This window comes from Streptomyces sp. NPDC048734 (genome assembly GCF_043198675.1).
Taxonomy (GTDB): Bacteria; Actinomycetota; Actinomycetes; order Streptomycetales; family Streptomycetaceae; genus Streptomyces.
Map to the genome: position 1 here is coordinate 137,791 of NZ_JBICUZ010000013.1, position 23,476 is coordinate 161,266.

Sequence of the window (23,476 nt, forward strand, 5' to 3'; positions counted from 1 at the left end):
CACCCGTTCTTCTAAGCAACTGTTGGGGGAGGTCCTGGTGGAGGACGTCGACAAGCTCCGGTCCTACCTGCGACGCGCTGTCGGCGACGCGCAGGCCCTGCGCGAGCGGGTGCGCGAGCTGGAGGAGTCCGCTCGCGAGCCCGTCGCGGTCGTGGGCGTGGGGTGTCGCTTCCCGGGTGGGGTGACGTCCCCCGAAGGGCTGTGGGAGGTCGTGTCCGAAGGCGTGGACGCGATGGGCGACTTCCCGTCGGACCGCGGGTGGGACGTGGACGCGCTGTACGACCCGGATCCCGGGGCGCACGGGAAGACGTACACGCGCTCGGGAGGATTCCTGACCGGTCTCGCGGAGTTCGACCCGGCGTTCTTCGGGATCAGCCCGCGAGAGGCGCTGGCGATGGATCCGCAGCAGCGGCTGATGCTGGAGACGTCGTGGGAGGCGCTGGAGCGGGCGGGTATCGACCCGGCCGTGCTGCGGGGCTCGGCGACCGGGGTGTTCACCGGGATCTACGGGGTCGACTACGGCCCGCGGATGGGCGGCGGGGCGGCCGGCGAGGTGGAGGGCTTCGCGATCGCGGGGACGTACACCAGCGTGGCCTCGGGCCGGGTGGCGTACGTGCTGGGTCTGGAGGGCCCGGCGGTGTCGACCGACACCGCGTGCTCGTCGTCGCTGGTCGCCGTCCACCAGGCCGTGCGGTCCCTGCGCTCCGGGGAGTGCACCCTGGCGTTGGCCGGTGGTGTGGCCGCGATGCCGACTCCGGGGATGTTCGTGGAGGTCGCCCGGCAGCGGGGCCTGTCGGCCGACGGCCGGTGCAAGTCGTTCGCAGAGGCGGCCGACGGAACCGGCTGGGGCGAGGGCGCGGGCGTGCTGGTGCTGGAGCGGTTGTCGGACGCGCTGCGCCACGGGCGCCGGATCTGGGCGGTGATCCGGGGCTCGGCGATCAACCAGGACGGGGCGTCCAACGGGTTGACCGCGCCGAGCGGCCTGGCGCAGCAGCGGGTCATCCGGGCAGCCGTGGCCGATGCCGGGCTGTCGCTCGGCGAGGTGGACGCGGTGGAGGCGCACGGGACCGGCACGAAGCTGGGCGACCCCATCGAGGCGGAGGCGCTGCTGGCCACCTACGGGCAGGACCGGGACCCCGGCGACCCGCTGTGGCTGGGCTCGCTGAAGTCGAACATCGGACACACGCAGGCCGCCGCGGGCGTCGGCGGGATGATCAAGATGATCATGGCGATGCGCCACGGGGTGCTGCCCAGGACGCTGCACGTGGACCGCCCGACCCCGCACGTGGACTGGTCGGCTGGGGCGGTGGAGCTGCTGACCGAGGCCAGGCAGTGGCCGAGCACCCCGGGACGGCCCCGGCGCGCGGGCGTGTCGTCCTTCGGGGTCAGCGGCACGAACGCGCACCTCGTCCTCGAGGAGGCACCCGAAGGGCTCGGGCAGGCACCCGCGGAGGAGGACGCCCCGGTTCGTCCGGCCGGGGACCCCGCCACCGGGCAGGCGCCCGCCGGCGTCCCCGCGGCGGTGCCGTGGGTGCTGTCGGCGCGGTCGGCGGAGGCGCTGCGGGAGCAGGCGCTGCGGCTGCGGGACGGCGTGGCCGCGGACCCGGACCTGCCGGTCGCGGGAGTGGCGCACGCGCTGGTGGCGACGCGATCGCTCTTCGAACACCGCCAGGTGGTGATCGGCGCGGACCGGGACGGGCTGCTCGCCGCCCTGACCGCCGCGGCCGAGGGGGCCAGGAGTCCCGCCGGCGTGGTCCGCGGCGTCGCGAAGCCGGTGGCCAGGACGGTGCTCGTGTTCCCGGGCCAGGGATGGCAGTGGGCGGGGATGGGGCGGGAGCTGTGGGAGTCGAGCCCGGTCTTCGCCCAGCAGATGCGCGCGTGCGCGCAGGCGCTGGAGCCATGGGTGGACTGGTCGCTGATCGACACCGTGTGCGGGGGGCCGAAGGCGGCCGACCTGGACCGCATCGATGTCGTCCAGCCGGTGCTGTTCGCGATGATGGTGTCGCTGGCGCGGGTGTGGCGTTCGCTGGGGGTGACACCGGACGCGGTGATCGGCCACTCCCAGGGTGAGATCGCCGCGGCCTGCGCCGCGGGGGCGCTGACCCTGCCGGACGCGGCCAGGATCGTGGCCCTGCGCTCCCGGCTGCTGGCCACGTCCACCCGGGACGGCGGCATGGCCGGGATCGTGGCGCCCGAACACCGGGTGCGGGAACTGCTGGAGCGTACGGGGTCCCGGGCCGTGATCGCCGCGGTCAACGGCCCCTACTCGACGACGGTCTCGGGCGAGGCCGCGGCGGTCAGGGAACTGATCGCGACCTGCGAATCCGAAGGCGTTCGCGCGCGGTGGATCCCGGCGAGCGTTCCCGGGCACTCGCCGCTGATGGACCGGTTCGAGGACCGGTTCCGGGACGAGCTGGGCGAGGTCGCCCCCGTGGCCTCGCCGGTGGAGTTCTACTCGACGGTGACCGGCGATCTGCTCGACACCGCGGAGCTGGACGCGGCCTACTGGTTCCGCAACCTGCGGGAACCGGTCCGGTTCGAAGCCGCCGTGAGGCACCTCCTCGGACCGGAGCACAGCGCGTTCATCGAGGTCAGCCCGCACCCCCTGCTCACGATCAACATCCAGGAGATGCTCGAGGCCACCCCCGGTGCCGACGGGGTGGTGGTGGGTTCGCTGCGCCGCGGCGACGGTGGCCTCGCCCGGTTGTACCGGTCGGTGGCCGAGGCCTTCGTGGCGGGCGTCGCGGTGTCGTGGGAGGCGGCGTTCCCGGACCGGGACGGCCGGTGGGTCGAGTTGCCCACGTACGCCTTCCAGCGGCAGCGCTACTGGCTGAACACGCCCGGCGAGACCACCGCCGGGAGCACGTCGGACCACCCGCTGCTCGACGCCGTGATCGATCTGCCCGACGACGCGGAGCACGGCGCGGTGGTGGGCGGCGGGCGCCTGTCGCTGGAGCGCCACCCGTGGCTCGCCGACCACGTCGTCCACGGCGCCGTCCTCGTGCCGGGAAGCGTGCTGGCGGAGCTGGCGGTGTGGGCGGCGCACAAGGCGGGGTGCGACACCGTCGACGAACTCACCCTGGAGACCCCGCTGGTGCTGTCGCGCACGGCCGATCGTGAGATCCGCGTCGTGGTCGACGGCAAGCGGGTGGTCAGCGTGCACTCACGGGGTGCGGGCGAATCCGACTGGACGCGCAACGCCGTCGGGGTCGTCGGGTCCGGCACCGGAGCGGTCCGCCGGGAGGACGACCTCGCCGCGTGGCCTCCCGCCGGCGCGGTCGGCGTGCCCTTCGAGGACGAGTACGCCAGGCTGTCCGCCCTCGGGTTCGGCCACGGACCCCTGCTCCGCGGTCTGAAGGAGCTGTGGCGCCGCGACGACACCCTGTTCGCGGAGGTCGCGCTGCCCGGGCACGACGGTGCGGATCCGGGCCGGTTCCGGGTCCACCCGGCGCTGCTGCACGCCGCGTTGTTCCCGGCCGCCTTGGGAGGGACCGCCGGCGGCCCCCGGTCCGAAGGCCTGCTGCCGTACCGCTGGACGGGGCTCCGTCTGGACTGCGCCGGGCCGACCGCGCTGCGCGTCCGTCTCGCGCCCGCGGGGGAGGACGCGCTGTCCGTGGCCGTGGCGGACCAGGACGGAGCACCCCTCGGCGGCGTCGAGTCGCTGACCCTGCGGCCCGTGGACGCCGGGCGGCTGGCCGAGCTGGGCTTCGACCACCGGGACTCGCTGTTCCGGGTGGACTGGGCCCCCCTCCCGGTGCCGTACGGGGAGGACGCGGGCCGGTACGCGGTGCTGGGCGGGGGCATCTCCCCGGGTGAGTCCGACGCGGTCACCGCGGCCCCGGGACCGGGCGCGGCGGTCTTCGCCGACCTCGGCGAACTCGCCGCCTCCGGTCAGGCGGTACCCCCCGTCGTCATCGCCGAGGTCGACCGGGCGGACGCGGGCGACACCCCCGCCGCCGTCGGGCGGAACCTCCACCGCGTGCTGCGGTGGACGCGGGACTGGCTCTCCGACGACCGGTTCTCCGGCTCACGCCTGGTCATCGTGACGCGGGGGGCGGTCCACGACGACCAGGGCCCCCGCACCGACCCCGCGGCGGCGGCGGTCTGGGGGTTCGTGCGCACCGCGCAGACCGAGAACCCGGGCCGGTTCACGCTCGTGGACACGGACGACCGGCCCGCTTCGCGGGCGCTCCTCCCGGCGGCGACCGCGACCGGGGAACCCCAGCTCAAGATCCGGGCCGGCATCGCGACCACCCCGCAACTGGCCCCCGCCCCCGCCCCCGGCGCGTCCGCCGGCCGCGGGTCCCTCGGCGGCACGCGGGACGGCCGCGGTCCCGGGTCCGGGACGGTGCTGATCACGGGTGGTACCAGCGGCCTGGGGGCGATGCTGGCCCGGCACCTCGTGGAGCGGCACGGGGTGCGCCGGCTGGTGCTGACCAGCAGGCGGGGACCGGCGGCTCCGGCGGCGGCGGGGCTGCGGGAGGAGCTGACCGCGGCGGGGGCACGGGTCGAGGTCGTGGCGTGCGATGTCACGCACCGCGAGTCCGTCGCCGAACTGATCGCCGCGGTGCCGGACGAGCACCCGCTGACGGCGGTGATCCACTGTGCGGCCGCGCTGGACGACGGGGTCGTCGAGGCGCTGACCGAGGACCGCGTGGACGCGGTGCTGGCGCCCAAGGCGCACGGCGCCTGGCACCTGCACGAGCTGACCAGGCACCTGGACCTGTCCGCGTTCGTGCTGTTCTCCTCGATCGCGAGTGTGCTCGGGACGGCGGGGCAGGCCAACTACGCGGCGGCCAACGCGTTCCTCAACGGGCTGGCGGAGGCCCGCCGCGCCGAGGGGCTGGCCGCCGGCTCGTTGTGCTGGGGGTACTGGGCGGAGCGCAGCGAGCTGGGCGCCGACCTCGGTGAGGCGGACCTCGTGCGCCTGCGACGGCAGGGCGTGCAGCCGATGGCGTCGCACGAGGGGCTCGCGCTCTTCGACGCGGCGATCTCGCGGGACGAGCCGGTGCTGGTGCCGGCGCGCCTGAACCTTGCGGCACTGGGTGCGTCGCCCGCCGGCCGGGCGGGTTCGCCGCTCCTGCGCTCTCTGATCGGGGCGTCCGCCGGTCCCGGCACCCCGGGGAGCCGGGAGGCCACCGACGCCGGGATCGCGCAGCGGCTCAGGTCGCTGCCGCGGGCCGACGCGGAGGCGGAGCTGCTCGACGCCGTCCGGGCGCAGACCGCGATCGTCCTCGGCCACGCCGACACCGGGCGGGTCGGTCCCGGTACGGCGTTCAAGGACCTCGGGATCGATTCGCTCATGGCGCTGGAGCTGCGGAACAAGCTGGCGGCCGTGACCGGCCTGAAGCTGTCCGCCACGCTCGCGTTCGACTACCCGAACCCGGGCACCCTCGCGCGGTTCCTGGCCGCGGGCATCGACCCCGGCCCCGGTGGTGACCAGGAGTCCCCGGCCGACCGCCTGACCAGGGAGATAGAAGGACTGGGCACCCGGCTGGAGGACGCGTTCCTCGATCTCGCGGACGAGGACAGGGCCGCCATCTCCACGCTGCTCGGCGAGTTGCAGGGCCGAGTCCGTTCGATGGCGGGCGACGCAGCACCGGTCGGCATCGTCGACCGGATCAGTTCGGCATCAGCTGGAGAGCTTCTCTCGCTGCTGGACAAAGAGCTCGGCTAGGGAGAGCGATGACAAACGACAACAACGCCGACGTGCTCGACTACCTCAAGCGGACATCGATCGAGCTGATCGAGACACGTCAGCGCCTGCAGGAGCTGACGGAGGCCGCCGCCGAGCCCGTCGCGGTCGTGGGCGTCGCCTGCCGTTTCCCGGGCGGGGCGACGTCCCCGGAGGCGCTGTGGGAGCTGGTGCGGACGGGCGGGGACGCGGTGTCGGACTTCCCGGACGACCGCAACTGGGACCTGGAGGCCCTGTACGACCCGGATCCGGACCGGCCGAACACCTGTTACGCGCGCGCCGGTGGCTTCCTGTACGACGCGGGTGACTTCGACGCCGAGTTCTTCGGGATCAACCCGCGCGAGGCGCTGGCCGCCGACCCGCAGCACCGGTTGCTCCTCGAGACCTCGTGGGAGTCCCTGGAGCGGGCCGGCATCGACCCGCACACCCTGCGCGGCAGCGACACCGGTGTCTTCGCCGGTCTGGCGTACTTCGGCTACGGGAACCACTTCGCCACCCCCGAGGCGGTCTCGGGCTACGGGCAGACCGGTTCCCTGCTGAGCATGGCGTCCGGGCGCGTGGCGTACGCGCTGGGCCTGGAGGGCCCGGCGGTGTCGACCGACACCGCGTGCTCGTCGTCGCTGGTGGCGGTGCACCAGGCGGTGCGGTCGCTGCGGCAGGGCGAGTGCGCGCTGGCCCTGGCCGGGGGCGTCACCGTCATGGGGACGACGCAGGTGTTCCGGGAGATGTCGCGGAACCGGGGCCTGGCGAAGGACGGCCGGTGCAAGGCGTTCGCCGACGCGGCGGACGGCACCGGATTCTCCGAGGGCGTCGGGGTCCTGGTCCTCGAGCGGCTGTCGGACGCGCGGCGCAACGGACACCGCGTCTGGGCGGTGATCCGGGGCTCGGCCGTCAACCAGGACGGGGCGTCCAACGGGCTGACCGCGCCGAACGGGCCGGCGCAGCAGCGGGTGATCCGGGCGGCGTTGGCGGACGCCCGGGTGCGGGCGGGCGACGTGGACGTGATGGAGGCCCACGGGACCGGTACGACGCTGGGCGATCCGATCGAGGCGCAGGCGGTGCTGGCCACCTACGGGCAGGACCGGGATGCCGGCCGGCCGCTGTGGCTCGGGTCGTTGAAGTCGAACATCGGCCACGCGCAGGCGGCCGCGGGCGTCGGCGGCATCATCAAGATGATCATGGCGATGCGCCACGGGGTGATGCCCAGGACGCTCCACGTGGACCGCCCCTCCACACACGTGGACTGGTCGGCGGGGGCGGTGGAGCTGCTGACCGAGGCCAGGCAGTGGCCGAGCACCCCGGGGCGGCCGCGGCGGGCGGGCGTGTCCGCCTTCGGGGCCAGCGGCACCAACGCGCACCTGATCCTGGAGGAGGCACCCGAGGAGGAACTGGCCGAGGCGCCCGGGGAGGAGCCGGTGCCCGGCGCCGCCGGCCGGGCGCCGGGCGGCGCCGGCGGGCCGGTGCCGTGGGTCGTGTCGGCGCGGTCGGAGGGGGCGCTGCGGGCGCAGGCGGGGAAGCTGCGCGACTTCGCCGCCGCCGACGCGGACCTGGACCTCGCCGACGCCGGGTGGTCGTTGGTGTCCGGCCGGGCGCGGTTCGAGCACCGTGCCGTGGTGGTGGGGCGTGACCGCGACGAACTGCTCAGCGGGCTGGCGTCGTTGAGCGAGGGCGCGGAGTCCGCCGGGGTGGTGCGCGGTGTCGCCGGGGACCTCGGCGGAACGGTCTTCATGTTCCCGGGGCAGGGATCGCGGTGGGTCGGTGCGGCGCGACAGCTGTACGACGCCTTCCCCGTCTTCGCGCGGAGCCTCGACGAGGTCTGCGCACGCTTCGACGCACATCTGCCCTTCGCCCTGAAGCCCCTGCTCCTCGACGACGCGCCCGCGCAGGCCCGGGCCCGGCGGACCGACGTCGCACAGCCGGCGCTGTTCGCCCTGCAGGTCGCCCTGTACCGGCTCGTGACGCGTCACTGCGGGCAGCCGGACCACCTGATCGGCCACTCGGTCGGCGAGATCGCCGCCGCCCACGTGTCCGGCGCCGTCGACCTGGACGGCGCGACCCGGCTCGTGGCCGCCCGCGGGCGGGCCATGCAGACGGTCACCGAGCGTGGCGCGATGCTGGCGGTGCGCGCCTCGGAGGACGTCGTGAGCGCCCTGCTCGGCCCGTACGGCCGCACCGGCATCGCCGCCGTCAACGGCCCGGAATCGGTGGTGGTCTCGGGCGACCACGACGAGGTGCACGAACTCCGGGACCGGCTCGTCGCCGGCGGCACGTCGGCGAAGCCGCTCGAGGTCGACCACGCGTTCCACTCCCCGCTCATGGACCCGGTCCTGGACGAGTTCGCCGCGTCGATCGGTGAACTGCCCGCGGGCCGCATGGCGATCCCGGTCGTCTCGACCAGGCTGGGGCGCAACGCCACGCTCGAGGAGCTGACGTCCGTCGCGCACTGGGTGGACCACGTCCGCGAGCCCGTCCGCTTCTTCGACGCGGTGGAGTGCGCCCGCGGGGCCGGGGCGGGCGTCTTCCTCGAAGTGGGGCCGGGAGCGACCCTCGCGAGCATCACCAAGGAGGCGTTCGCCGGCGAGGGCGTGGACGACGTGCTGGTCCTGTCGGCGTCGCGGCGGGACCGCGGGGCGGTGGAGGCGCTGGTCGGTGCGCTGGCCCAGCTGCACGTCCGGGGCGCGTCCGTGGACTGGGAGGCCCTGTTCGGGTCGCGCCGGCGGGTGGACCTCCCGACGTACGTGTTCCAGCGGCAGCGGTACTGGCTGGACTTCCTGGCCGGGACGGGCACGGCGGACGTGGCCGCGGCCGGTCTCTCGGCTCCGGAGCACCCGCTGCTGGGTGCCGTGGTGGACCATCCCGGCACCGACGAGGTGGTGTTCACCGGCCTGTGGTCCCTGCGGACCCACGACTGGCTGGCCGATCACACCGTGTTCGGCGCGGTCGTCGTACCGGCGACGGCCTACCTGGACCTGGCGCTGTGGGTGGGCGGCTTCGTCGGGTGCGCGGCGATCGAGGAACTCTCCCTGGAGGTTCCCCTGATCCTGCCCGGCCCGGACGACGTGCGGGTGCGGATCGCCGTCGGCGCGGCGGACGGGACGGGGCGCCGCTCCCTGGACGTGTACTCGCGTCCCGGCGGGGACGACGGGGCGACCGGCGGCTGGACCCGTCACGCGACGGGGAGCCTGGCACCGGGCACGGCGCCGGAGGCCGCGGGGACCGACGACGCGCGACCACTCGCCGTGTGGCCACCGGCCGGGGCGCAGCGGCTCGGCATCGACGGTCTGTACGACTCCTTCGCGGACGCGGGGTTCGACTACGGTCCGACGTTCCGCGGCCTGCGCGAGGTGTGGCAGCGCGGTGACGACCTCTTCGCGACGGCCACGCTGCCGACGACCGCCGACGGTCCGGCCGGTGGCGGGTTCGCCCTGCACCCGGCGCTGATGGACGCCGTACTGCACGCGGTGGTGGCCGGCGGTGTCGTCGAGGTCAGCGGTGACCAGGGGTGGATGCCCTTCTCGTGGTCCGGGGTGGAGCAGACCGGGGAGTGCGGCCGGACCGTGAGGATCCGGGTCACCCGGGCCGGCGACAGCGCCGTGTCGGTGGCGGTCGCCGACGAGCACGGCCGCGGGATCGCTCACATCGGGACGCTGGCGTTCCGGCCCGCGAGCGCCGAGCAGGTGCGCTCGGCGCGCGGCGGGAACGAGCGGTCTCTGTACGAACTGCAATGGCGACCGGTCCGGCGCGGCGAGCGGGAGACCCACCGCGGACGGTGGGGTGTTCTCGGCGCGAAGGACGGCCTGGCCGCCCGGCTCTGCGAGGCGGCCGACGACAGGGCCGTGTTCCACGCGTCCCTGGACGACGTCCTCCCCGCGGAGGCACCCCGGCACGTCGTCCTGTGCCTGGACGACTTCGTCGCCGCCGGCACCGGTCCGCTCGCCGCGGCCGCCGGCGCGGACACGTACGTGCTGGGCCTGGTGCAGCGCTTCCTCGCCGAGGAGCCGCTCGCCGGGTCCACCCTGGTGGTCCTCACCCGGCTGGCCTTCGACACCGGCGCGGGGGAGAGCGTCGAAAGCCTGCCCGGCGCGTCCGTGTGGGGCCTGATCCGGTCCGCCCAGACGGAGCACCCCGGCAGGTTCCGGCTGGTGGACGTCGACGACGAGGAGGCGTCCTGGGCGTGCTTCCCGGACGTGCTCGCCCTCGGCGAGGACCAACTGGCCCTGCGCGGCGGCGCGTACCTCACCCCCCGCCTGACGGCGGCCTCCCCGGCGCACCACCGGATCGAGCCGCCGGCGACAGGTGCCCACCGGCTGGGCATCCCGGACAAGGGGACGCTGGAGAACCTGATCTGGGTTCCCTGCCCCGAGGTGGAAGAACCCCTCACGAGCGGTCAGGTGCGCGTCTCCGTCCACGCCGCGGGGCTCAACTTCCGGGACGTCACGATCGCCCTGGGACTGGTGGAGAGGACGGCCATCGACGCCGGGCTCGGCAGCGAGGGCGCCGGCATCGTGCTGGAGGTGGCGGACGACGTCACCGGTCTCGCGCCGGGCGACCGGGTGATGGGCATCTTCTCCGGCGCTTTCGGCCGCGTGGCCGTGGCCGATCACCGCATGCTCATGCCCATCCCCGAGGAGTGGAGCTACGCCGAGGCGGCGTCCGTGCCGGGCGCCTTCCTCACCGCGTACCACGGCCTCTTCCACGTGGGGAACCTGCGCAGGGGCCAACGCGTCCTCATCCACGCCGCGGCGGGCGGCGTGGGGACGGCCGCCGTCCAGCTGGCCGGGCACGCCGGTGCCGAGATCTACGCGACCGCGAGCCCGGCCAAGTGGCCCGCCCTGCGCGCCCTGGGACTGGACGACGCGCACCTGGCGTCGTCGCGGGACCTGGAGTTCGCGGACACGTTCCTGGACTCCACGGGCGGTCGCGGTGTGGACGTCGTGCTGAACTCCCTCGCCCACGAGTTCGTCGACTCCTCGCTGAGGCTGCTCCCCGGGGGCGGCGGCTTCGTCGAGATGGGGAAGACGGACATCCGCGATCCCCGGCGGGTGGCGGCCGACCACCCCGGGGTCGACTACCGGGCCTTCGACCTCTACGAGGCGGGCCCGGACGCGATCCACGAGATGTTCCGCGCCGTCATGGAGCTGTTCGCCGACGGGCGGGTGCACCTGGGCCCGATCTCCGTCCGCGACATCCGCGACGCGCGCAAGGCGTTCCGCGAGATGAGCCGGGGCCGCCACGTCGGGAAGATCGTCTTCGACCTGGGCAGCGGCTTCGGCGGCGGGACCGTGCTGGTCACCGGCGGCACCGGGGGAGTGGGCGCGCTGGTTGCGCGGCACCTCGTCGCCGAGCACGGCGTGCCGAGCCTGGTACTGGCGAGCCGTCGGGGCACGGCGGCCGACGGGGCTCTCGAGCTGGTCTCGGACCTGGAGGAGGCGGGCGCGCTCGTCCGGGTCGTGGAGTGCGACGTCGCGGACCGCGACGCCGTGGCGGAGGTGCTCGCGGACATGCCTCCCGCGCACCCGCTGACGGCGGTCGTGCACGCGGCGGGCGTCCTGGCGGACGGTACCGTCGAGTCGCTGACCGCGGAGAGCTTCGACCACGTGCTGCGCGCCAAGGCCGGCGGTGCGGTCAACCTGCACGAGCTGACCGGGGGACACCACCTCTCGGCGTTCGTCCTGTTCTCCGCCCTCGCGGGCACGCTCGGCACCGCGGGACAGGCCAACTACGCCGCGGCCAACGGGTTCCTGGACGGCCTGGCGGCACAGCGCAGGGCGTCCGGCCTGGTCGGCACGTCGCTGTGCTGGGGCTGGTGGGGACAGAGCAGCGGCATGACCGGGGACCTGGACGAGGTCGACCTCTCGCGGGTGCGGCGCCTCGGCGTCGCCCCGATGCCGACACCCGAGGCACTGGCCCTGTTCGACTCGGCGTGCGCGATCGACAAGCCCGTGCTGATCCCGGCCCGGCTGGACGTCTCCGCGCTGCGCGACAGGAGCGGTGACGAGCTGCCGCTCCTCCTGCGCGACCTCGTCGACGGCGGCCGTCCGCGCCGGAAGCGGACGAGCACGACCGGGGACGGCGGTCCCCTCGGCCTGCCCGCCAGGCTGGCCGGCCTCGCGGAGGACGAGGGGGAGGCCGTCGTCCTCGACTGGGTCCGCGAGCAGGCCGCCATCGTGCTCGGACACCCGTCCGGCGCGGCCGTCGAGGCCGACCAGGCGTTCACCCACCTCGGATTCGACTCGCTGACGTCGGTCGAACTGTGCAACCGCCTGGCGTCCTCGACCGGACTGCGCCTGCCGTCCACCCTCGTCTTCAGCTACCCGACCCCCCGCGAGCTGGGCGCCCACATACGCGGCCTGCTCCGTCCGCAACCGCGGACGAGCCCGCACGAGGACGCGGAGATCCGGGAAGTGCTGCGGACCGTCTCGATCGACAGCCTGCGCGGCGCGGGCGTCCTGGAGCTGGTCCTGGCGTGCGCCGGCCCGGCCCGGCCGGACGCCGACGGGCGGGCGGCGGACGCGGACACCGGTGCGGCCGAACCGGCGGAACCGGCGGAACCGGCGGAACCGGCGGAACTGGCGGACATGGACCTGGAAGCACTCGTCGACCTGGCTCTGGATGAGAAGGGTGAGTGACATGAACAACTCCGCGGATCGCACAGCGGACGGCGCGGACCGGGTCCAGCGGGCGCTCCGCACGCTGCTGGAGGAGCGCGACCGCCTCCGGCAGGAGAACGACGCCCTGAAAGCCGGCCGCGTCGAGCCGATCGCCGTGGTGTCCATGGCGTGCCGCTACCCGGGAGGCGTGGCGTCGCCCGAGGACCTGTGGGACATGGTCCGCGACGGTGTGGACGTCGTGGCCGGGTTTCCGGCGGACCGCGGGTGGCGGGACGTGTACGACCCGGATCCCGACACGGTCGGCAGCTCGTACGTGCGCCACGGGGGGTTCCTGACGGACGTGGCCGAGTTCGACGCGGACTTCTTCGGCATCAGCCCGCGTGAGGCGCTGGCGATCGACCCGCAGCAGCGCCTCCTGCTGCAGACGTCGTGGGAGGCGTTCGAGCGGGCGGGCATCGTTCCCGCCGACGTGCGCGGGACCGACGTCGGAGTCTTCACCGGGGTGAGCTCGACCGAGTACGGCTGGCGTTTCCTGGAGGGGAGCAACAACGAGCTCGAGGGCTACCTGATGCACGGGAGCGCGCTGAGCGTCGCGTCCGGCCGGGTGGCGTACGAGCTGGGGCTGACCGGGCCGACGCTGTCCGTGGACACGGCGTGCTCGTCCTCGCTGGTGGCCCTGCACCTGGCGGTGCAGTCACTGCGTGCGGGGGAGTGCTCGCTCGCCCTGGCGGGCGGGGCGCTGGTGATGTCGACGCCCGCGATCTTCGTGGAGTTCTCCCGGCAGGGCGCCCTGTCGGCCGACGGCCGGTGCAAGTCCTTCGCGGACGGTGCGGACGGGACCGGCTGGGCCGAGGGGGCGGGGGTGCTGCTGCTGGAGCGGCTGTCCGACGCCCGCCGCAACGGCCACCCGGTGCTCGCCGTCGTCCGCGGCAGCGCGGTGAACCAGGACGGGGCCAGCAACGGGCTGACCGCTCCCAACGGCCGCGCCCAGGAGAAGGTGATCCGGCAGGCACTGGCGAACGCGGGCGTCGCGGCCTCCGAGGTGGACGCGGTCGAGGCCCACGGCACCGGTACCGTGCTGGGGGACCCCATCGAGGCGGGCGCCCTGATGGCGACCTACGGGCGGGACCGGGCCGAGGGCAGGCCGCTCTGGCTGGGGTCCATGAAGTCCAACATGGGCCACGCCCAGGCCGCGGCCGGGGTCGCCGGGGTCATCAAGATGGTGATGGCCATGCGGCACGGGTTCCTGCCGAAGACCTTGCACGTGGACACGCCCTCGCGGCACGTGGACTGGTCCCCCGGCGCGGTCGAACTGCTGCTGGACGGGCGGGAGTGGCCCCGGCCGGACGGTCCGCGGCGGGCCGGCGTGTCGTCGTTCGGCGTCAGCGGCACCAACGCGCACGTGGTCCTGGAGGAAGCGGGGCCGCGGGAGCCGGCGGACGGACCCGGCCCGGGCCCGGCGGTGCCCGGCGGCCTGGTGCCCTGGGTGGTGTCGGGAAAGAACGCGGCGGCCCTGGAGCGGCAGACGGGCAGGCTGCGCGACTTCGTCGCCGCCGATCCGGGTGCGGACGTCGCCGGCATCGGCTGGTCGCTGGCGTCGAGCCGGTCGCGGTTCGACCACCGTGCGGTGGTGCTGGGCCGCGGCCGCGACGAGCTGCTGAGCGGTCTGGCGTCGTTGTCCGACGGCGCGGAGTCCGCCGCGGTGGTGCGCGGCGTCGCCGGGAACCTCGGCGGTGTCGCCTTCATGTTCCCGGGACAGGGGTCGCAGTGGGTCGGCATGGGCCGGCAGCTGTACGACACCTTCCCGGTCTTCGCGCGGAGCATGGACGGGTGCGCGGCCGCGCTGGCCGAGTGGGTCGACTGGTCGCTGCTCGACGTGGTGCGCGGCGTGCCGGGGGCGCCGACCCTGGACCGGGTGGACGTGGTGCAGCCGGCCCTGTTCTCGGTGATGGTGTCCATGGCCGCCCTGTGGCGGTCCTGGGGCGTGGAGCCGGCCGCGGTGGTGGGGCACAGCCAGGGCGAGATAGCCGCCGCCCACGTGTGCGGCGCGCTGTCGTTGCGCGACGCCGCCAAGGTCGTGGCGCTCCGCAGCAAGACCCTGGTGACTCTGATCGGTCACGGCGGGATGGCGTCGGTCGTGGAGTCCGCGGAGCTCGTCGAGGAACGTCTGGCTCCGTGGCACGACCGGGTGAGCGTCGCCGTCGTCAACGGACCCCGCTCGGTGGTGGTGTCCGGCGAACCGGACGCACTCGACGAGTTCGTCGAGAAGATGAAGGCCGAAGGCGTCCAGGCCCGGAGGATATCGGTGGACTACGCCTCCCACTCCCCGCAGGTGGCCCGGGTCCGCGAACAGGTGATCGGATCGCTGTCCGACGTGAGCCCGGCAACGTCGGCACTGCCCTTCTACTCGACCCTGTACGGCAGGACGACCGACACCGCGGAGCTGAACGGCGAGTACTGGTACAAGAACCTGCGCGAGAAGGTTCTCTTCGCTTCCTCCGTCCGGCGGTTGGTCGCCGACGGTTTCCGGGTCTTCATCGAGATGAGTCCGCACCCCGTCCTGACCGTCCCGGTGCAGGAGATGGTCGAGGAGGTGGACGACGCGCTGGTCCTGTCGTCGTCGCGCCGGGACCGGGGGGAGGTGGAGGCGGTGGTCGGCTCGCTGGCCCAACTGCACGTCCGGGGCGGGTCCGTGGACTGGAGCGCCCTGTTCGGGGCGCGTTCGCGCGTGGATCTCCCGACGTACGCGTTCCAGCGGCAGCGGTACTGGCTGAACTCCACGCACACGGCGGCGGTGGCGGAGGCGCCCCCGGCGGAGCGGCCCGCGGACGACGACCACGCCGTCCCCCTGTCGGAGAGGATCGCCGCCCTCCCCCGCGGTGACGCGGAGGCACTCGTGCTGGACCACGTCCTGGAGCGGGTCGCCGTCGTGCTCGGACACCCCTCCGGAGAGGCCGTGGACGCCGACCAGGAGTTCAAGGACGCCGGGTTCGACTCGTTGCTGTCGGTGGAGCTGAGCAAACGCCTGGCCGCGTCGACCGGACTCAAGCTGCGGGCGAACGTGGCGCTGCGGTACCCGTCACCGAGACTGATCGCCGGGCACATCATGTCCTCGCTGGCAGGCCCCGATCCGCAGTAGTCTCACTGTCCTCCGGGCGCTTTCCCGCCCCGTGGAGCCGTCCCGCCGACGGGACAGGGCGGGTTCGACACGGACCTGCCCCGTCCCGGCACCGGCGTTGTCCCGACCGGTCGGTCCACTTCCGTGAAGACGGAGGTGACCCGCGAATTCCTCCCGCTTCCCGCGTTTGCCTGCTGAGGGGTTGATCCGTATGCGTTCGTTCGGTGCGTCGTCTGCGCACAAAGGACTGTGGCTGGCGCAGAGAATGTCTTCCGATACGCTGAACCACGCGCTGACCATGTGGGATGTGGACGGTGAGCTGGACGCGGCGGTCATGGAGTCCGCGTTCCTGCACGTGATGGGCGAGGCGGAAGTACTGCGCGTCAACTTCGCCGACGACGGCGGCGGGTTGCGGCTGGTGCCCCGCGAACTGGGCGACTGGCGGCCGTTCTTCCTGGACCTCGGCGCCGAGGCCGATCCCGAACAGGCGGCGCGCGAAGCGCTGGCCGACATGGTGAAGCAGCCGTTCGACCTGGAGCGCGATCTGCTGTTCCGGCTGGGCGTGGTCAGACTCGCGCCGGCCCGCTCGCTCGTGGTGATCGCCTACCACCACCTCATATCGGACGGCTACGGCGCGGGCGGCCTGCTCTCGCAGCGCCTCGCCGAGGTGTACACGGCGCTGGTGCGGGGAGCGCGGGTACCGGAGCCGCCGCACCGCTGGGACGCCGAGTCGTTCGCCACCGGGGCGGCGGACTACGACGCCTCCCAGGAGCGCGCCGACGACACGGAGTTCTGGCGCGACTACCTGGCGGACGCGCCCGCGCCCGCGCAGGTTCCGCGCGTCGTCCTGTCCGACGCGACGCGGTCCGCGCTCCGCGAACCGACGGGCGAGGCCGACCGCTGGGGGGAGTTGGCCGACTCCATCGGCATGGTGAGCCGCACGCTGACCGTTCCGCGAGCCGAGGCGGACACGTGGACCGAGACCGCGAAGTCCCTGGGCGTGTGGATGTCGTCGATGCTGACCGCGGCCGCGGCGGTGTACTTCCGGCACCGCTGCGACCGTCCGGAGTTCCTCCTCTCGCTGGCCGTGGGCAACCGGTCCGGGGCGGCGGGCAGGACACCCGGCCTGGCGGTGAACGTGGTGCCGGTGCGGATGGAGGTCCCGCTCGGCGCGACCTTCGCCGAGATCGCCGACGCGGTGGTGGACCAGACGTACGAGATCTTCGGCCGGACCGCCTGCCACTACTCGGAGATCCAGCGCGCGAGCGGGGCCGTCCTGAGCGGTCGCGGCAGTTTCGGTGCCGTCATCAACGTCGTCGAGTTCGTGGAGCAGGTCCACTTCGCCGGCAGCCCTGCGCGCTACTTCTGCGGGACGACCGGGTCCTTCGACGAGCTGTCGATCGGCGTCTACACCGACGGGAGCGCCGACAGCGACCTGTACCTCCGGCTCGACGCACCCGCGGGCCTGTACTCCGGCGCGGAACTGCGCTTCTTCGGCGAGGAGTTGATCGCCTGCATCCGTGCCGTGACGGCCGCCGGTCCGCAACGGCCGGTCGGCGCGCTGGACGTGGTGGGCGGTGCCGAGCGGGACCGGGTGCTGACGGCACCGAACGCCACGGACGCGCCGGTGCCGGGGCTGACGGTCGGGGAGCTGTTCGCCCGTCAGGTGGAGCGGGCTCCCGAAGACGTCGCGGTGGTGTCCGGGGACTCGGCGGTCTCGTACCGGGAGCTGGACGAGCGCTCGACCCGCCTGGCCGAGGCGCTGCGACGGCGGCGCGTCGGACCCGAGACGGTCGTGGCGGTGGCGATGCCCCGGTCGGTGGACCTGGCCGTCGCCCTGCTGGGGGTGGTGAAGGCGGGCGGTGCCTACCTGCCGGTCGATCCGGCACTCCCCGCGGAGCGGATCAGGTCGGTGGCCGGTGACCTCCCGGTGCGCGCACTGCTCACCGACGCGGCGACGGCCGAGGTGCTCTCCGCCGGTCCGGACGTGCCGGTGATCGTGTTCGACGACCTCCGGTCGGAGACCGCCGACGGCGACGGCGACGGTGTGCGGGAGGTTCCGGTCCCGCCGCGCCGGGACAACCTGCTGGCCGTGATGTACGGCTCCGGACCGGCCGACGCGGCCGCGGGAGTCGCCGTGACGCACCGGAACATGGAACGGTTCGTCCTGGACCGCCACTGGCGGGAGGGCGGCCGCGGCGCCGTGCTGTGGCATTCGCCGCACACCTCCGACGTGCTCGCCCTCGAACTGTGGGTGCCCCTGCTGAACGGCGGCCGGGTGGTCGTGGCTCCTGCGGGGGTGCCGGCCATCGACGCGCTGACCGAGTCGGGTGCGGCGGACCGGGTCTCCACGGTGTGGCTGTCCGCGGGCCTGTTCTCGGCGATCGCGGCGGAACGCCCCGGCTGCGTCGCGGGGTTGCGCGAGGTGTGGACCGGTGGCGACCACGTGTCCGCGGCCGCGGTGCGACGGGTCCGTGAGGCCTGCCCCGAGCTGACGGTCGTCAGGGGCCACGGTCCGGCGGAGACGACCGTGTTCGCCGCGTCCGACCGCCTGGCGGCCGGCGAACCGGCGCACCGCGCGGGCACGGTCGGCCGCCCGATGGACAACACCGCCCTCTACGTGCTGGGGCCGGGGCTGACGCCGGTCCCCGCCGGTGTGACCGGGGAACTGTACGTGGCCGGGTCCGGCGTGACACGGGGCCGTCCCGGACGGCCCGGGCAGACCGCGGAGCGGTTCGTGCCCTGCCCGTTCGGTCCGGCCGGCGGCCTGATGTACCGGACCGGGGACCGGGTGCGGTGGGGTACCGACGACCGGCTCGAGTACGTGGGCAGGTCCGATGTCCAGGCCGAGGTACGCGGTGTCCCGGTCGAGCCGGCCGAGGTCGAGGAGGTGCTGTCCGAGCATCCCGGGCTGGCGCAGTCGGTGGTGGCCGTCAGGGAGGACGGATCCGGGCAGCGGCGGCTGGTGGCCTACGTGGTCCCGGCGGGCGGCCGGGGCGACCTCTCGGGTGAGGAACTGCGCCGGTTCGCCGCGGGGCGGCTGCCGGAGTTCATGGTGCCGTCGGTGTTCGTCCCGCTGGAACGCCTTCCGGTGACGGTGGGCGGCAGGGTGGACCGGGCGTCGCTGCCGGAGCCCGAGTTCGACGACGGGTCGTACCGGGCACCGCGCAACCGCACCGAGCGGATCCTGGCCGAGGCGTTCGCCGACGTGCTCGAGCTGGACAGGGTGGGCATCGACGACGACTTCTTCGACCTCGGTGGCAACTCGCTGCGGGCCATCAGGCTGATCGGCCTGATCCGGGCGGAACTGAACCTCGAGGTGTCCATCCGCAGGCTGTTCGCCACGCGCACCGTCGCCGGTCTGTCGGACATCTGGGAGGACCTCACCCGGTCGAGCAGGCCCGCTCTGCGCAAGAGGACGAAGGAGGGCGAAGTCCTCTGAGCGGTGCCCGCCGCACGGCCGCGGAGCAGCTCGCCGGAGCGGGTTCGCAGGACTCGGGAGGTCCCGGGCGACCGGGCCCGGGTCCCGCGGCTCCGGGCCGCCGGGGCTGCCGGCCTCGGCCGGCGGGAACCGTGTGCCGGTGGTCGCCCGGACGGTGCAGGCCGACCGGGCGGGAGTTCCGGCCGACGAACGCCGGCCGCCGGCTGCCGAACGCCGGCCGCCGAGACCGCGCCCGCACGGCGGTCGAGCGGGGACGGGGAAGCGCCGGACAGGTGATCCTGCTACCGGGACGGGGCCTCAGCGCCGCGCGTGGCGGATCTTCAGCCGTCCGAACCCCATGGTCCCGGAGATCCGGATCAGCGGCCCGCCGGGACGGGAACGCCGACGGGCCTTGTAGCGCAGGTCCTTCCACCCGGTGTGCAGGCCGTCGAGGTCGACGACCGCGTCGCGGGGCACCGTGATCCTGGCCCCGCCGGTGCCGAGTCGCAGCTCGATGTCGACGACCGGATGCTCGATGACCGCCCGGGACAGGTCCAGGCGCACCCTTCCGTATGCGGACTCGACCCTGAGGCTCCGGGGCACCCGCCACGTGCCGTGCCGCTTGATCCGTCCGCCGGCGGCGGCGATCGTGCCCGCCGTGTCCGCCTTCTCCCCCGGGAGCGAGGCCAGGGCCGACACGAGTTCGCCGTGCGTCCCGGCGGTGAGCACCCGGTCCAGGCGCTCGTCCATCTCCTCGTGTGAGACGTGCCCTTCGGCGTACGCCTCCTGCACGCGCCGCACGGCCGCGTCGCGGTCGTCCTCGCTGATCACCGACAGCGGGTCTTGCGGGAGAGAGGTCACCGGCCCACTGTAGTTCCGTACCGACGACGGGGACCGTCATTCCCTTCCGCGGTCGTCCCGGGATCCGCATGACGGACAGGTGCGTGAGGAACGGGCCGTCGGCCACCGGCAGGACCAGGGGATTCCGGCGCGGCGGGCGGACCGCCCCGCATTTTCTCCGGCTCGTGATATCGAGGGAGAACGAACTCGGTGTCCCGCCGGCGGGACACCGACGAACGGCCCCCGCGGATGTGCTGATAGACCGGTGAGCGTCGGCTGAGTCCGGTGTACTTGAATGGTTCATCGTGCCGGTCTACGTTGGCGGCACGGCCGATGGAAACGCAATCTCGCCCGGACGTGGGTCCTTCTGGGGCGGAAGATTACCGATCGACGATGCGAACAGCACATCGCACATCCATGCCAGCGGGAGAATTCTCTATGAGTGATCGTGAACACGAGACCTACGACGTGGTCGGAATTGGTTTCGGTCCGTCCAACCTGTCGCTCGCCATCGCCCTGGAGGAGTACCGGGCGAATGGTCCGGAGAATGAGGTCAGCAGCCTCTTCTTCGAGCGTCAGTCCTCCTTCGGCTGGCACCGCAACATGCTGCTGCCGTCGGCGACCATGCAGATATCCTTTCTCAAGGACCTGGTCACCTTCCGCAATCCCACGTCGAATTTCAGCTTCATCGCGTATCTGCACGCGTCCGGACGGCTCGCGCAGTTCGTCAACAACAAGGACTTCTTCCCCACTCGCCAGGAGTTCCACCAGTACCTCGAGTGGGCGCAGGCGCAGGTGGCCGATCGCATCGCGTACGGCTCCCGGGTGACGTCGATCCGGCTGCCGCAGGGCGCCGTTCCGGAACTGTCCGACCGGCTCCGCCTGGAGGTGGCCGACGCCGCCGGCCGGGTCAGCCGCGTGGTCGAGGCGCGGAACGTGGTGATCTCGACCGGCCTGGTCCCGAGCATGCCCGAGGGGGTCGAGCGGGACGAACGGGTGTGGCACAGCTCCGAGTTCCTGGAGAAGTTCCGCCGGATGAACCCCGCGGAACTGCGTCGGGTGGCGGTGGTCGGGGCGGGCCAGAGCGCCGCCGAGATCACCAGGTTCCTGCACGACGAGCTTCCGCACGCCCAGGTGTGGGCGATCATCCCGTCCTACGGCTACGCCGTCGCCGACGACACCCCCTTCGCCAATCAGATCTTCGATCCCGGGGCCGTCGACGACTACTACTTCGGTACCGAGCAGACGCGCGAGGCGTTCTGGCGCTACCACCGCAACACGAACTACTCGGTCGTGGACGACGACGTGATCCGGGACCTGTACCGCAGGGCGTACGACGAGGACGTACGGGGCGCCGGCCGCCTTCAGTTCCTCAATCTGACGAGGGTCACCGACGTGAAGCGCGCCGGCGCCGAGACCCGCGTCTCGCTGGAGGCGGGCCCCAACGGCGAGGTGCGCGAACTCGACTTCGACGCACTCGTCTGCGCGACCGGCTACAAGACGATGGAGCCCACGGACCTGCTCGGCGATCTCGACCGTCACTGCCTGCGCGACGAGGCGGGCCGGTACCGGGTGGAGCGGGACTACCGCATCGTCACCGCCCCTCACCTGCAGTGCGGCATCTACCTCCAGGGCGGCACCGAGCACACCCACGGCCTGACCTCCTCGCTGCTGTCGAACATCGCCGTACGAAGCGGCGAGATCGCCGAATCGATCGTCACCCGGCGTGCGGAGCGGAGTGCCGCGCACGCGGTCCCCGCCAACGTCGGAGGCGACATCCGCTGAACGCCCGCGGAACGGAAGGCGGGACCGGCGCCGCGTCCGTGACGCCCGATCCCGCCCGCGGCCGCTCGCCGTCCGGCCACGCCGCCGAGGGGACCGGAACCGGTTGACGGCCGTCGGGCGCCGGTCCGCCGCCTCGTGCTCCTGCACTCTCCGGACCCCTCCTCGGAGGTCGTCGGGCGCGGCGCGGGGTCGTTCCGTGCCGGGGCGGAGCCGCGGTGTGCCCCGGTGTGTCTTTTCACCCATCGTGCTGATCACTACCTGTGTCCGGCGTGCGGAAGGGAATTCTCGGATGAGCAGTGCGAGGGGGGAGCGGTGGGTGCGCCGCTTCCGTGACGACGACGGGTGCGGGACGAAGCTCGTCTGCTTCCCCCATGCCGGCGGCTGGGCGAGCGCCTACCGCACCTGGCATCTGGGACTGCCGTCGGACGTCGGCGTGCTCGCTGTCCGGTACCCGGGCCGCGAGGACCGGCTCGGCGATCCGTTCCCGTCCGGGCTGGAAGCCCTCGCGGACGACATAGCCGACGCGCTCGGCGAGCTGACGCGGCATCGGCTGGTGCTGTTCGGTCACAGCATGGGGGCTTCGGTGGCGCACGAGGTGGCGCTGCGCCTCCAGGACCGGGGGTGTCCGCCGGCCGCCCTGTGCGTGTCCGGCAGACGTCCGCCGCACGCGCTGGAGGGCCAGCGGCAGTACTTCGGCACGGACGAGGAGATCATCGCGGACGTCGTGCGCTTCGACGAGAGCCGTGCCCCGGTCTTCGCCGACCCTGACCTGCGGGAGATCCTGCTCCCCGCGGTCCGCGCGGACTACTGGTTGGTGGACGGCTATCCCGGTGGCCACCGGTCTCCGCTCGACTGCCCGGTGTACGGCTACACCGGTGATGACGACCCCGAAGTGACCCCGGAGCAGATGCGCGGCTGGGCGGACATGACGCACGACGCCTTCCGGCTCCGGGTGCTGTCCGGTGGGCACTTCTACCTCAGAGCCCAGGAAGCCGTGCTGCTGGCGGACCTGAGGGACGTACTGAGCCGCGCCGAGCACCGTACGGGGACCGCCTCATGACGCGCGTGACGGACCACGTCCGCTCTTCCTGATCCGCTCCGGGACGGCCCGGGACCACGGGCGCCCGAGGGGACCCGGCGTCCTCCGGACCCTCGTCCTCGGACTCCTTCGGACCCTCGTTCTCCGCGTCCTCCGGACCTTCGCCCTCGGACGCGTCCGGGACCGCGCCGTCCACGCGGCCCTCTTCACCACGTCATGTGTGCTCGGTCCGCAGCCGGTTGCGGGCGGGGAAGCGCCGGTTCGGCCCGCAGGACCCTCACACGCGCGGACCCGGCGATCACCCGGCACGGTCCGGGTGGCTCCCCTTCTCCCGAGCGGCTCGGTGACGGTGGCGTGGCATTCCGGTCCCGGCGAACCGTTCGGTCACCGCAGGACTTCCGTGGCGCCAATCGGATCGCAGCAACTTGCGATGGCGCAACATATGCGCCATCATGGCGCCATGGATGTCAGCCCGTTCGTGGACAGGCTCGGGCGCGAGTTCGCGGCGCTCGCGCGGAGCGACAGTGAGGATGCCGGTGTGCGGGCAGCGCAACTGGAGTCGGCGATCCGACTCGCGTTGCGCGACGCGCTGGTGGCCGCCGCGGACGAAATCAGCCGCGACCTCGTTCCGGGCTCCGTCGAACTTCCGTTCCATGGAGACGAACCGGACTTCGTCGTGACGCCATCGTCTTCCGGGCCGTCGTCCGGGACCGCGCCGGGCAGCGGCACACCGGACGTCGGGGAAGGTGCCACGGCGCATGTCGACGTGCGCGTTTCCAGACAGCTGATGGCGGCCATCGAGCAGGCCGCCGGCCGCGAAGGGCGTACGGTGGACGCGTGGTTGGGGCAGCTGGCCTCCGCCGTGGCGGAGCAGGACCGCGCTCCCCGCACCACCGATCGGCACGGCAAACGAAGGCGGCAGCGCTACACCGCCTGGGTGCGCTGAACCAGCCGGCCTTCATCCCGC

General features: G+C 73.4%; 8 protein-coding genes. 7 read left to right on the forward strand and 1 reads right to left on the reverse strand.

Features of this window, described 5'->3' with window-relative positions; translation table 11 throughout:
* Positions 1-37: 37 nt before the first annotated feature.
* The 4 genes from ACGFQC_RS28820 to ACGFQC_RS28835 all read left to right on the forward strand — a co-directional run bounded on the left by ACGFQC_RS28820 (position 38) and on the right by ACGFQC_RS28835 (position 18,866).
* Positions 38-5,677, forward strand: coding sequence for an SDR family NAD(P)-dependent oxidoreductase (locus ACGFQC_RS28820; RefSeq protein WP_363090105.1), 5,640 nt, complete (start codon positions 38-40; stop codon positions 5,675-5,677).
* 8 nt (positions 5,678-5,685) lie between these two features.
* The gene (locus tag ACGFQC_RS28825) at positions 5,686-12,324 is read left to right on the forward strand and encodes a type I polyketide synthase (protein WP_363090104.1); all 6,639 of its coding nucleotides are present in this window, start codon (positions 5,686-5,688) and stop codon (positions 12,322-12,324) included.
* A gap of 1 nt (position 12,325) precedes the next feature.
* Positions 12,326-15,445, forward strand: coding sequence for an acyltransferase domain-containing protein (locus ACGFQC_RS28830; RefSeq protein ID WP_363090103.1), 3,120 nt, complete (start codon positions 12,326-12,328; stop codon positions 15,443-15,445).
* Between the two features lie 190 nt (positions 15,446-15,635).
* Complete coding sequence (locus ACGFQC_RS28835; protein WP_363090102.1) at positions 15,636-18,866, forward strand: AMP-binding protein; 3,231 nt, start codon at positions 15,636-15,638, stop codon at positions 18,864-18,866.
* 297 nt (positions 18,867-19,163) lie between these two features.
* On the opposite strand, the gene ACGFQC_RS28840 is transcribed toward ACGFQC_RS28835, so the two are convergent.
* Positions 19,164-19,706 carry a DUF1707 domain-containing protein gene (locus ACGFQC_RS28840; RefSeq protein ID WP_363090101.1) on the reverse strand — a complete coding sequence of 181 codons (543 nt, stop codon included), beginning with the start codon at positions 19,704-19,706 and terminating at the stop codon, positions 19,164-19,166.
* A gap of 417 nt (positions 19,707-20,123) precedes the next feature.
* Between ACGFQC_RS28840 and ACGFQC_RS28845 the strand changes: the two genes are divergently transcribed.
* From ACGFQC_RS28845 to ACGFQC_RS28855, 3 genes are all read left to right on the forward strand, one after another.
* Complete coding sequence (locus ACGFQC_RS28845) at positions 20,124-21,470, forward strand: lysine N(6)-hydroxylase/L-ornithine N(5)-oxygenase family protein (protein ID WP_363090100.1); 1,347 nt, start codon at positions 20,124-20,126, stop codon at positions 21,468-21,470.
* Positions 21,471-21,759: 289 nt separating this feature from the next.
* Entirely contained in the window at positions 21,760-22,530 is a 771-nt protein-coding gene (locus ACGFQC_RS28850) for an alpha/beta fold hydrolase (RefSeq protein WP_363090099.1), read from the forward strand.
* 439 nt (positions 22,531-22,969) lie between these two features.
* Positions 22,970-23,455 (forward strand): hypothetical protein, encoded by a 486-nt coding sequence (locus ACGFQC_RS28855; protein ID WP_363090098.1) that lies wholly within the window; start codon positions 22,970-22,972, stop codon positions 23,453-23,455.
* Positions 23,456-23,476: the final 21 nt, after the last annotated feature.